At 30.9% G+C, this 11,740-nt stretch carries 18 protein-coding genes; 7 read left to right on the top strand and 11 right to left on the bottom strand.

Annotated features, from left to right (window positions below):
• Positions 1–14: 14 nt before the first annotated feature.
• The 3 genes from PMT9312_RS04200 to PMT9312_RS09740 form a co-directional block, all read right to left on the bottom strand.
• Positions 15–197, bottom strand: a complete 183-nt coding sequence (locus PMT9312_RS04200) for a hypothetical protein (RefSeq protein WP_036924553.1) — start codon at positions 195–197, stop codon at positions 15–17.
• Between the two features lie 344 nt (positions 198–541).
• On the bottom strand, positions 542–838 hold the full coding sequence (locus PMT9312_RS04205) for a hypothetical protein (RefSeq protein ID WP_011376375.1): 297 nt from the start codon (positions 836–838) through the stop codon (positions 542–544).
• An 84-nt stretch (positions 839–922) separates the two neighbouring features.
• Complete coding sequence (locus tag PMT9312_RS09740; RefSeq protein WP_193741852.1) at positions 923–1,072, bottom strand: hypothetical protein; 150 nt, start codon at positions 1,070–1,072, stop codon at positions 923–925.
• A gap of 76 nt (positions 1,073–1,148) precedes the next feature.
• Here PMT9312_RS09740 and PMT9312_RS04210 point away from each other — a divergent pair, with 76 nt between their 5' ends.
• The 4 genes from PMT9312_RS04210 to PMT9312_RS09985 all read left to right on the top strand — a co-directional run bounded on the left by PMT9312_RS04210 (position 1,149) and on the right by PMT9312_RS09985 (position 3,108).
• Positions 1,149–1,547, top strand: coding sequence for a hypothetical protein (locus PMT9312_RS04210; RefSeq protein ID WP_011376376.1), 399 nt, complete (start codon positions 1,149–1,151; stop codon positions 1,545–1,547).
• Between the two features lie 132 nt (positions 1,548–1,679).
• On the top strand, positions 1,680–1,994 hold the full coding sequence (locus tag PMT9312_RS04215; protein WP_011376377.1) for a hypothetical protein: 315 nt from the start codon (positions 1,680–1,682) through the stop codon (positions 1,992–1,994).
• 497 nt (positions 1,995–2,491) lie between these two features.
• The gene (locus PMT9312_RS09745; RefSeq protein WP_193741851.1) at positions 2,492–2,665 is read left to right on the top strand and encodes a hypothetical protein; all 174 of its coding nucleotides are present in this window, start codon (positions 2,492–2,494) and stop codon (positions 2,663–2,665) included.
• Positions 2,666–2,928: 263 nt separating this feature from the next.
• Complete coding sequence (locus tag PMT9312_RS09985; protein WP_011376379.1) at positions 2,929–3,108, top strand: hypothetical protein; 180 nt, start codon at positions 2,929–2,931, stop codon at positions 3,106–3,108.
• A gap of 33 nt (positions 3,109–3,141) precedes the next feature.
• Here PMT9312_RS09985 and urtE read toward each other — a convergent pair whose 3' ends face one another.
• The 8 genes from urtE to ureE all read right to left on the bottom strand — a co-directional run bounded on the left by urtE (position 3,142) and on the right by ureE (position 10,111).
• Complete coding sequence (gene urtE, locus PMT9312_RS04230) at positions 3,142–3,852, bottom strand: urea ABC transporter ATP-binding subunit UrtE (protein WP_011376380.1); 711 nt, start codon at positions 3,850–3,852, stop codon at positions 3,142–3,144.
• A 2-nt stretch (positions 3,853–3,854) separates the two neighbouring features.
• Entirely contained in the window at positions 3,855–4,604 is a 750-nt protein-coding gene (urtD, locus tag PMT9312_RS04235) for an urea ABC transporter ATP-binding protein UrtD (RefSeq protein WP_011376381.1), read from the bottom strand.
• Entirely contained in the window at positions 4,597–5,727 is a 1,131-nt protein-coding gene (gene urtC, locus PMT9312_RS04240) for an urea ABC transporter permease subunit UrtC (protein WP_011376382.1), read from the bottom strand. Before urtC ends, urtD begins: the two co-directional genes overlap by 8 nt.
• Positions 5,727–6,881 carry an urea ABC transporter permease subunit UrtB gene (gene urtB / locus PMT9312_RS04245; protein WP_011376383.1) on the bottom strand — a complete coding sequence of 385 codons (1,155 nt, stop codon included), beginning with the start codon at positions 6,879–6,881 and terminating at the stop codon, positions 5,727–5,729. The genes urtC and urtB overlap by 1 nt, the downstream gene beginning before the upstream one ends.
• Positions 6,882–6,961: 80 nt before the next feature.
• Positions 6,962–8,239, bottom strand: a complete 1,278-nt coding sequence (gene urtA / locus PMT9312_RS04250; RefSeq protein WP_011376384.1) for an urea ABC transporter substrate-binding protein — start codon at positions 8,237–8,239, stop codon at positions 6,962–6,964.
• Positions 8,240–8,367: 128 nt separating this feature from the next.
• On the bottom strand, positions 8,368–8,979 hold the full coding sequence (gene ureG, locus PMT9312_RS04255; protein WP_011376385.1) for an urease accessory protein UreG: 612 nt from the start codon (positions 8,977–8,979) through the stop codon (positions 8,368–8,370).
• A 3-nt stretch (positions 8,980–8,982) separates the two neighbouring features.
• Entirely contained in the window at positions 8,983–9,669 is a 687-nt protein-coding gene (locus tag PMT9312_RS04260; protein ID WP_011376386.1) for an urease accessory protein UreF, read from the bottom strand.
• Positions 9,662–10,111: an urease accessory protein UreE gene (ureE, locus tag PMT9312_RS04265; protein ID WP_011376387.1), complete on the bottom strand. Its 450-nt coding sequence runs from the start codon at positions 10,109–10,111 to the stop codon at positions 9,662–9,664. Before ureE ends, PMT9312_RS04260 begins: the two co-directional genes overlap by 8 nt.
• Positions 10,112–10,159: 48 nt before the next feature.
• On the opposite strand from ureE, the gene PMT9312_RS04270 reads away from it, so the two are divergent.
• From PMT9312_RS04270 to PMT9312_RS04280, 3 genes are read left to right on the top strand one after another with little or no spacing between them, the layout of a single operon-like run.
• Positions 10,160–11,062, top strand: a complete 903-nt coding sequence (locus PMT9312_RS04270; RefSeq protein ID WP_011376388.1) for an urease accessory protein UreD — start codon at positions 10,160–10,162, stop codon at positions 11,060–11,062.
• A gap of 50 nt (positions 11,063–11,112) precedes the next feature.
• Positions 11,113–11,415 carry an urease subunit gamma gene (locus PMT9312_RS04275; protein WP_011376389.1) on the top strand — a complete coding sequence of 101 codons (303 nt, stop codon included), beginning with the start codon at positions 11,113–11,115 and terminating at the stop codon, positions 11,413–11,415.
• Between the two features lie 2 nt (positions 11,416–11,417).
• A complete protein-coding gene (locus PMT9312_RS04280; protein WP_011376390.1) occupies positions 11,418–11,738 on the top strand; it encodes an urease subunit beta in 321 nt (106 codons plus the stop codon).
• Positions 11,739–11,740 lie beyond the last annotated feature (2 nt).

An 11,740-nucleotide genomic window follows, 5' to 3' on the forward strand; every position in this document is an offset into this window, starting at 1 on the left:
AAATTGTCAAAGTCTTATTTTCTTCCTATCCAATCATTAGGTTTCTCCATCATCCACTCGAAAATACCCTTAGTATCAAGGTTTATAGATGCATAAACAAAAATTATTGGAAATAATAAAATCACTGATCCAATAACGACTAACTCTATTTTACCAATACCCATTTCGTTGAAAGTTAAGCCGAAATAATTAATCATTACCTTATAGAATTGAAGTTTGTTTAATACTCAATTTATAAAAAATAAATTAATCTTTCTCTTTTTGATGAAAAATCTTAATTGTTTATATTGAATGTTATTTGTATAAAGTACCTATTTTATTGAGGCAATCTTTTTAATAATTTAGATATATAGATGATGCTAATTTGATTGCCATGAATTATGAATTTATAATTTTCACTCCTGTTTTTATAGTATTGGTTGGATTTATAGCTTTTTTAATTTTAAAGAAAAGAAAGAGATCAGCTAAAACTATTTATAAATTAATAGATGATTTGGAAAAAAAATACATATATTAATAGTTTGTTTAAAGGAAAAAAATATTAATCAAATTCTATACCAACTTCTTCTTTTAAATCTCTCTCCAAATCTAGAAGATGAGGCTCAACCCAATGATCCTTGTTATCTATACCAGTTACATTTATATAGTTAATGATGTGTTGATCTACTTGTTTATAAACATCATGCAAATTTAAATCCATAATAATTGCATGTGCAATTTCAGATACTTGTTTTTCAGTTAAACAATGATCTGCATGAAGTAAATCGCAGCAAGGAATTCTCTTCTCAATCAATTCATTTAGATTGATTTTTATTTCGTAATCTTGATGAACTGTCATAGATTTTTTCTTTTATTCTAATTATGTCTCAGTTTTTGTATATCTTTAGTTAAGAAATAAAGTTCTTAAGTATTAAAAAGTAATTTAAATAAATAGATCTTCCAAGTCTTTATACATATCATCATTATCTTTTGAGTTCTCTAAAGTAGAATCATTATCCAAAGAAATTTCCTTTTTAGAAGTGTAGAAAAGATATCCTAGGGCACCAAAAAGTAAGGTTGTCGGTAAAATCATTTTGCATTAATTGACTTATTATGAATATAGTGCAACACTTATGACGGTCAAGTACTGCACTTTAATTAATTTTTAGATGCCTACAAAGAAAAAAAGAGTTGGGTTTATTCCAAGAGAAGATGTTTATGAAATAATTGATAAATTGAGCACAGAGAATAATTTAAGTAATTCAAAAATAATAAGTATCTTAGTAGAGGAGGCACTCTCTATAAGAGGTATATTTAACAAAAATACTGGTAAAGTAACTGAAGCTTATACTGGGTTTAAAGATTCTTTAGACTTTTTAACTGAAGATCCTACCGAATGTGAAATTAATAAAAAATTGACTATAAATACTAAATTAGTAAATGATAAAAATTCTGGCAAAACAACACTTTTAAAGCGATCAAATCAGGACTCTTTTGATTTGCAAACTTATAAAAAGTTTTTATCGTTCCTTAAATTTCAGGAAATGATGGATAAATATAACACTTAATAAGTGTTGTTAAGTGCTGAACTGTGCGTTAAATTTAATATGTATTTGTTTTGGGGGATTTAGTCATTAAAAAGTATTTATTACCATTTTTAAAATCCTAAAATCAATTAATCCATAAAATATTTAATTGTTATGAATTCATCTTTCCAAATTTTATCGATAAATCTTCTACCTCCTGAAAAGTTATATTGCAACTTTAATTATTGGAGTTCTTTGTTCTCTCAGGATATGCAGATTTTATGGGATAGAGCTCATGGAGTGCCTTTAGAAAAACTCCCAAAAGGTGTTTCCGATATGATTTTTCCATATTTATTACTGGCACTTTCAGACTATAAGACTTCTCAACTAAATAAAATGAATGGAATAGGATTAGACAATCTATTAAGCCTTTGGTTTGATAAGTACTTGTTGAATAAAAATGGATACTTCGAACTAATTAAAAAATAATTTTCTAAAATTAATTATTTTTATTTTAAAAAAAGTTGGGATCTATTGATTTTATTGTGTAAAAAACTTTTTGTTAATCTTTATCAATTGGCACATCAATAATCTTGCTATAAATTAAATAAATGGATTGATGATGATTTCTTTAGATTTTTTTTTAGAAAATATATGTATCGTCGTTTTGATAATATTAATAAGGAGAGATATAAAATTAAGAAGAGCAAGATAAATGAAGTTTAATTCAAAGACCCTAAGTTTAATATTAAATCTATTATTTTGTTTGCTTATATTTGTTATTTAAATTTTTACTAATTACATTTATGAAATTCTAAAGTTGTTTTTCAAGAATTCCTTATCAAAAAACTATCAAAGAAATAAAAATTATATTTTAAAAAATAGTAATCCATCAATTTCTCGATTTTTTTGGAGATTATCTTCATTTGTATATTTTGTTGACTTTTAATGTTGATGCGATGATAATAAAAAAAAATTTTTTCATTGTGAATTCTCTTTCAGATACTTTTGATGATTTTGTTGACGATCTACTTACTGATGATGTTGATTTATTAAAAGGGGAACTAGATTATTTACTTATGCAACATTTATTTAATTCTATAGATTTAAGGCTTATTAAAACAACTGAATTATCTAAAAACGATTCATTAGCTGCGTAATTTAGTTTATGAAATTTTTATATGATAAGATTTGGGTGCCTATTTTTGGCTATATTTTATCCAAATTTGTTTTTTTAATAGAAGGTAACAATAAAGATTCTAAAAATAAAAAAAAAAGAGATTAATTAATTTTATACATTAATAAAGTGTCATTAAATACATAATTAATGCCAATATATATTGATAACAACAAAAGATATACTTTTTATTTCTAAAAATATGCATTCTTTAAATATAAATTAACTGCTTATTAGCAAAATAAAATGAATATAAATAATACCTTAAAGCCATATACCGTTCATTATCGTGACTTTCAAAATATAAGATTAGAAAATTGTTTTTATGCTTTTGATGCTTACGAAGCTAGAACACTAGCTATGGAATTCAATAAGTATATTAATGAACATCCAAACAGTATTGACCTTATAAGATGTGAAAAATAAAAAAATTCTAGTTATTTTATAATAAAAATATATTTAAACACTTAAGAATTTGTCAATAACTGCTTGACTCAACTCACTAGTATTTCCGCTGGCAACAATGCCTCCGCGCTGCATAGCATAATATCTATTTGCTTGCCTAACAAAATGCAAGTGTTGTTCAACTAATAAAACACCAATTCCTTTTTCTCTTATAATCTGATTGATTGCATTTTCAATATCTAAAACTATATTTGGCTGAATACCTTCAGTTGGTTCGTCAAGTAATAGTAGTTGAGGTTTGCCCAACAATGCTCTTGCAATAGCCAATTGTTGTTGCTGACCTCCGCTAAGATCTCCTCCTTTCCTTTGTAGAAAGTCTTTTAATATTGGAAATAAGTCATAAATAAATGGATCTATTTTCCTGTTCTTAGATAATCCACCTGGCAGAGACTCCATTCCTAACATTAAGTTCTCTTCAACTGATAAGTAAGGAATAATCTCTCTGCCTTGAGGAACGTAAGCCATTCCTTTTCTAGCCCTCTGATGAGGTGCCTTTCTATTAATATTTTCTCCAATTAAATAAATATCTCCTTTTTTTTGCTTTAGCAAACCAATAAGTGATTTCAATAATGTCGTCTTACCAACTCCATTTCTACCAATTAAACAGACCATTTCCCCTGATTTAACATTTAAATCTACATCTCTTAGAATATGACTTTCGCCATAATAAGTATTTAATGATTTAATTTCCAGTAAATTTTCCATAACTAATCCTCAGGTCTTCCTAAATAAACGTCAATAACTTTTTTGTCCTTTTGTATAGTTTCCATTGTCCCTTCGCATAATACTCTTCCCTGATTTAATACGGAAACGTTACTATCAAGTCTTCTTATAAATTCCATATCATGATCTATAACAACAACAGTATTATCTCCTGATAAAGATTTTAATAAATCAGCAGTAAGATCAGTCTCTTCATCTGTTAAGCCAGCTACAGGTTCATCTACCAGCATTAAATCTGGCTTCTGTCCAACTAACATGGCTATTTCTAGCCATTGTTTTTGGCCATGAGATAAAGAACCAGCTTTTGAATTGACTTTTTGAGATAAATTGACAATTTTCATAAGACGTTCAATCTCATCAAGCTGATCATCTTTAATATTTTTATTTATAAGGTTTAAGGGACTTTTAGGAGTCGATACTGATATTTCTAGATTTTCTTTAACTGTTAAATTCTCAAAGATCCTTGGACTTTGAAACTTTCTTCCAACTCCAAGTCGAGCAATCTTGTGTTCCTTTCTACCTATTAATGATTTCCCTTTAAAAATTACTTCACCTTTTGTTGGTTTAACTTTTCCAGTTATTACATCAAGAAATGTTGTTTTACCGGCGCCATTCGGTCCTATTACAGCTCTTAATTCTCCTTTCTTTAAATTTAAATTAAGTTTATTAAGAGCTAAAAAACCCTCGAAACTAACAGTAATATCTATTAGATTTAGAAGATCTTTATTATTCATTATTCCCCTCCTTATTGTTAACTTCTAAGCTTGGATAGGTTTCAATCTTCCTTTTCAAACCAAATCTTTGAAGAAGATTCCTAGGACCATCTCCTTGAATCCATCCTAGAACTCCTTCTGGCAGAGCTGTTACAACTAAAATAAATAACCCTCCTTGAATAAACATCCAGCTAGCAGGTAAAGCTTCACTTACTAGACTTTTTGCATAGTTGATGAAAACAGCTCCTAGTATCGCTCCCAATAAAGTTCCTCTACCTCCAACAGCAACCCATATAACCATTTCTATAGAAAAGGGAACTGTCATAAATTGAGGTGATACTATTCCAGACTGAACAGTATATAAAGCACCCGAAATACCAGCAAGACCTCCAGCAATAGAAAATATTATCGTCTTAAATATCACTGGATTGTATCCTGTAAACCTAACTCTTGGTTCATCATCTCGAATTCCTATAAGAATATTGCCAAATCTCCCTTTGACTACCCACTTTGCAAAAAACCATGATGCTATTACTAGTATGGCAGTTAACCAAAAGAATAGTCTTTGGATGGACTCAGAACCTACCATCTGACCAAATAGTTGTGTTACATCTGTTTTTAATCCATTTGTTCCATTTATAAGTTTTTGTTGTCCATTAAAGAAGTTAAAGAATACAAGAAGAGAAGCTTGAGTAAGTATAGAAAAATAAACCCCTTTGATTCTATTCCTGAAAACAAGAAATCCAATTAAACCAGCAACCAATGCTGGAATGATCCAAATAGCAAAGAAGGTAAAAACAGGCGATCTAAATGGTTCCCAAAAAAAAGGTAATTTTTCAACACCATATAATGCAAAAAATTCAGGAATATTATTTGGAAATTCAGAGGAGCTGGTTATTTGCAAATACATTGCTGCACAATATCCACCGAGTGCAAAAAATATACCTTGTCCTAGACTTAGTAAACCTGTATATCCCCAGATAAGATCAACACCAAGTGCAACTATGGATAAGGATAAGTATCTTCCTAGAAGGTTTAGTCTAAATACAGGGAGTAGAGTTGGTGCTGCAATAATTAAAGCTATTAATATTATCCAAAATGATAATACTATTTTTTTATCAAATTTAATTTTACTTAAGGACATTAGTTTTCAACCATCCTTCCTTTTTGAGGAAATAAACCTGTAGGTTTAAATTGTAAGAATATAACAATTAGTGCAAATATCATCACTCTTGCCATACTTGTGGTCGCAAAAAAGTTGATTGTGTTTGATAAAGGTAAAGGCATATCTGGCCATATTGATAAGAACCTTCCAGCTCCAATTAAATCAGTCATTATTCCTATTCCAAATGAAGCAAGTACTGTTCCTAACAAATTTCCTACGCCTCCCAGCACTACAACCATAAAACAACCAACTATATAGTTTCCGCCAACATTTGGTCCTACAGAGCCTAAAAGAGATACTGCTACTCCTGCAACTCCTGCTAAGCCAGATCCAATCCCAAAAGTAATTATATCGACTTTTTCAGTAGATATACCAAGGCAATCACTCATTTGTCGGTTCTGAGTAACTGCTCTTATACGCATGCCCCAAGCACTTTGATTAAGAAATAATGTTATTGCTATTACAGAGATTAGAGTAATTACAATTATCATTAATCTTGTTTTAGGAAATGCAGTGCCAATAATTTCTACTTGACCTCTCATCCATGAGGGCGCTGTTACATCAACATTACGAGCACTTGCTCTACTAAGTTTGCTTACAGAGGATGAGATTACGCTACCTGTCAGGACCCCAGTTAAAGCGGCAAATATCCAGGAACTAAATTTAAAATATTTAAAGTTTATTGATTCTTTTATTTTAGAAGGAAAGGTTGTTGGTAAAAATAAACCAATTATCAGACTTATAACTAGACCGGTTCCATAAGCTAAAGGTACACTTCTGACAAATTGTTGAAGAATTAAGCTTACGCCCCAAGTTGCCAGAAGTGTTTCTAGTGGACTTCCATAAAGCTTTCTTATTATAGTTTTTTCCAGGAGAATGCCTACTACTCCACTAACAATAAAAGCAAGGAAAATTGAAACTATTATGTATGAATTGTAGAAAGGTTTTAATATAGGTAATTTGAAAATTAATTGTGTAACGTATGTTGTGTAAGCTCCAAGCATCATTAATTCTCCATGGGCAAGATTAATAACACCCATAAGCCCAAAAACAATTGCTAGACCTAATGCGGCAACAAGTAATACAGATCCGATCGCAACACCATTAAAAAGACTATCTAGAAGTAACTCCAATTTAAAAATGAAAAATTGTTTATATAAAATAAAAGGAGGTGTTAACCTCCTTTTATTTTGAAGTATAGGTTTAAATTAGATTAAAGCTTATACTTTTCTCCCTTTGAAGGATCTGTCCAATCACATGCAAATCCTTTGGAACTTGGATGCTTTTGGTTCCATGCTTGAGGAAGAACAACTCCTGTCTCTTCAAGAATTGTAAATCCTCCCTCTGCGTTAATCTTACCAATTCTTACGGTTTGAGATAAGTGGTGATTAGGCATAACCTCGACTGGTCCTTGTGGAGCATCAAATTTTTGTCCAACTAAGGCTTCCCTAACAGCATTATCGTCGAATGTACCAGCATCTTCCACTGCCTGCTTCCATAGATAAACCATGTTATATGCAGATTCTTGAGGATCAGCTACAACACGATCTGCTCCCCATCTTTTCTTAAAACTTTTAGCAAATTTCTTTGATGCAGGAGTATCAATTGACATCATGTAGTTCCAGGCACCGTAGTGACCTTCAAGGAACTCTGGACCAATTGTACTAATCTCTTCTTCAGCAATCGAATAGTTCATTACGTAGTAGCCACTTGAAGGTGTGATACCTGCGTCTTGGATCTGTTTGAAGAATGCAACGTTTTGGTCACCATTCAGTGTGTTGATGATTATTCCACCTTCAGGCAAAGCTTTTTTAATTTTTGAGATAATTGGAGCAACTTCAGTATTACCTAATGGAAGGTAATCTTCTCCAACAACTTTACCTCCTAACTGTTTTACCTGAGCTTTTGTAATTGTGTTTGATGTTCTTGGGAAAACATAATCTGAACCTACAAGGAAGAAATCTCCACCGGCGGCTGGAGAACGCTTATACATGAAATCTGTAGCAGGTTCTGACTGTTGGTTTGGTGTGGCTCCTGTATAGAAAATGTTGTTAGAGCATTCTTGTGCTTCGTACTGAATCGGATAATAGAGGAAGGCATCCTTTGATTCATAGACTGGTAACATTGCCTTTCTACTTGCAGATGTCCAACCACCAAATACGACAGGAACTCCGTCTTGGTCTATAAGTTTCTTAGATTTTTCAGCAAAAGTAGGCCAGTCAGATGCACCATCTTCAACTATGTACTCTATTTTGTAGCTTTTGCCGCCAACTGTTACTCCACCAGCAGCATTTATCTCCTCAATAGCCATTTTTTCTGTATCAACAAGAGTTGATTCAGAAATTGCCATTGTTCCGGATAAGGAATGTAAAATACCAACGGTTACTGTGTCATCGAAACTTCCGGAGGTTCCACCTCCACCGCATGAAGTTGCTGTGACAGCAAGTGAGGCAGTAGCTAATCCTGCCAAAATACGCCTTGAAATTCTCATGAATTCGGATAAATTAGGTAATTGACCCTCATTAGGGGGATAAAGTAAAAGTTATTAATGAGTGGGAATTCGTTTTGTATCAGCCGTAACTTTTTGTTGAATCCAATATATTAGTAATGAACATTTTTCTAGTTTTGATTGTTGGGTATTTGCGATTCTAGAAATCGAGTTATTTCTTCAACTCCTATGCCGGTACTTAGGTTGGTAAAAAACCAAGGTTTTCCTTTTCTCATAAATTCCGTATCGCTTTTCATAATATTTAAATTTGCACCAACCATATCTGCTAAGTCAATTTTGTTTATTAATAATAAATCTGACCTTGTTATTCCTGGTCCACCTTTTCTAGGAATTTTGTCTCCTGCAGATACATCAATTACATAAATTGACAAATCTACAAGTTCTGGACTGAAACTAGATGCTAAATTATCACCTCCACTTTCTACAAAAACAAAATCTAAAGGTTTATATCTATTTTCTAAATCTAAAACTGCATTTTTATTTAAGGAACAATCCTCTCTTATCGCTGTATGAGGACACCCTCCTGTTTCTACACCAATAATCCTTCCTTCTTCTAAAACTTTTTTATTTATAAGAAAGTTTGCATCTTCTTTGGTGTAAATATCATTGGTGACAACTGCTATCTCATAATTGTTTTTCAGGCTTAAGCATAGAGTCTCTAATAATGCAGTTTTTCCTGAACCTACAGGCCCAGCAACTCCTACCCTCAATTTACTGCTCATAAATTAATTTCTAAAAAGTTTTGTATAAAGGTCATTATGATTTTGTTGTGCCATAGCTAAACCTACATTGCCAAAATATATGTCATCAATTTGTTTGTCCATAATTTCTTTAGAAACTTTTGAAATTATTGCTAATAAGTCTCTCTGAATTAATTGTGTTTTTGTTGAACCGATAGGAATTATTCTTAATGCTGCACTTAGTTGATTTGCACTCCACGCGTAGAAAAAATTCTCAACCATTTCTATCTTCGTTATTTCAAAACAAAAACAAGCCCAACTCCACGCTAATGGCCAAGAACTTTTTTTATTATTTTCATATAGATATTCAAATCCAAATTCTTTTGTTAAATCAAAGAGAGATTTTGCCATTTGAGTTTGTTGTTCTCTCATTTCGATAGAGTCTTTTGATGAGAGGATCCATTTATTCAAACTCAATAGCTTTTGCAAATTACTTTTTGCATTTTTGCCGTCGTTTATCTCATTGAAAATATCAAAAAAATCTAATAATAGTTTTGCATCTAGTCTTATCTGTCCAATTTTTAATTCACTAATGATTAATTCTTTTACTGAATTTGAGTCATTTAAATTTTTATTATGAAGATAACTCTCCATTCCCTCCGAATAACAAAATCCTCCAACTGGTAAATTAGGGCTTGTTAATAAATATTTTAATAAGTGACTTTTAGTCATGACTATGTGCGCCTTTTTCAGGAGAAAATTTTTTTTGGGTATTTACAATATCAACCTTAAAATTTTTAAGCATGTTTTCAATAACATAATCACTTTTTGTTAGAAGAATGTCTTCTTCAATTTCAACTTCTACGTGCCTATTTCCTAAATGATAAGCAGTTTTAATAAGCTCATTTTTAGAATTTGAACTTATCTCAATTAAATCTTCTGTTTTGGCAATTATCTCTACATAAAAATTGGACTCATTAGTTGAAAGAATATCTCCATCATTTAATTTGCCATTTCTGGGTAATTGTAAAATTATTTCTTGATCACAATCAGTTAACCTTTTGCCTCGTAAGATTTTTCTTTCATCTGAAGTTAAAGTTAGTTTTAAAAATGAACCTAATCTCGGTTTTTCCTTAATCCAATCAGTTACAACAATTTGTTTATTCATTCTCATAATCAAAATTTTTGGTTACTTTAATTTAGTAATTAAAGAAAACAATTTATGATTAAAACTTCATGGGAAGGTAATTGTTTCTTAAATTTTTTTAATAATAAAGCAAGTATAGGAAATGTTGATAAAACAATCTTTAAATCTAAATCAACTTCTCCTTATAAGTTATTAAAGTCTACTCATGATGAAGAGGGCAGATGTATTTTGCCCGTTTTACATACTGCAGGGGGATTGGTAGGAGGAGATTTACTTCAGTTTGAAGTAAATCTTGAAAAAAACTCTAAGGTTTTGTTGACAACTTCTTCAGCTCAGAAAGTATATGGATCAGTTGGAAGATCTAAAATTAATCCAAAAGGAAGTTTTTCAAAACAAAAAAATTATATAAAAATTCTTGATAATTCTCATTTAGAATATTTGCCCCAAGAAACTATTATCTTTGCAAATGGTTTATACGATCAAAAGTTTAAAGTATTTATTTCGGAAAATTCAAGTTTTTTATTTACGGATTTAATAAGACTTGGAAGATCTTCTTCTGGTGAGTCTATAGAGAGTGGGGTTTTTAGATCCAAATTAGAAATCATCCGAAATAATGATTTATATGATGATTGGGAATATGTTGATCAAATTGAATTATCCAAAGCAAGTTATGAGGCAAAGTCAGGCATGGACTACATGCCCGTTTTTGGATCCTTAATTTGGGTTTGTGAAAAAGATTTTTCAAAATTAAAAATAAATAATTTAGTGGGAAATATAAAAAAATTTTTCAAAGAAAGTGATAATCATTTATCAATTGGAATTCTTGAAAATGGAATCTCTGTAAGATTCTTAGGAAGTTCTTCTCAAGAAGCCAGGAAATGTTTTTTTTGTATTTGGAAACAAATTAGGTCTGTTTGTGGATTTTGTGAGCCAAAATATCAAGGTGTATGGCCTTTACAAGATTCTATGAATTATTAATTATGTTCAGAGAGAACCTTTTTTAAGAATTTATAGATTAATTTTTTATTATGCATCTTTCACCTCAAGAAAAGGATAAATTATTGATTTTTTCTGCTGCGCTCTTGGCTGAAAGAAGACTTAATCGAGGTCTTAAGCTTAATTATCCTGAATCAATTGCTTTTCTAAGTTTTCAAGTTCTTGAAGGAGCTCGAGATGGAAAAAGTGTAAGTCAATTAATGTCAGAGGGAACTACCTGGCTTTCAAAATCACAAGTTATGGAGGGCATTCCTGAAATGGTTCATGAAGTCCAAATAGAAGCAGTATTCCCTGATGGGACAAAGTTAGTTACTATTCACAATCCGATTAATTAGATATGAGTAATTTAATTCCTGGCGAAATAATTCCTGAACAAGGTGAAATCGAATTAAATCTTGGTAAGGAAGTTAAAACAGTAACAGTTTCGAATTCTGGAGATAGACCTGTCCAAGTTGGATCTCATTATCATTTTTTCGAAGCTAATAAGGCGTTAATTTTTGATCGAGAAATAACACTTGGTATGCGTCTTGACATACCTGCAGGAACAGCAATTAGATTTGAACCTGGAGATACAACAGATGTCAAATTAGTTTCATATTCAGGTTTAAAAAATGCCTATGGTTTTAATTCATTAGTTAACGGTTCTTTAGATACTTAAAA

Source organism: Prochlorococcus marinus str. MIT 9312, from assembly GCF_000012645.1.
GTDB lineage: Bacteria > Cyanobacteriota > Cyanobacteriia > PCC-6307 > Cyanobiaceae > Prochlorococcus_A > Prochlorococcus_A marinus_L.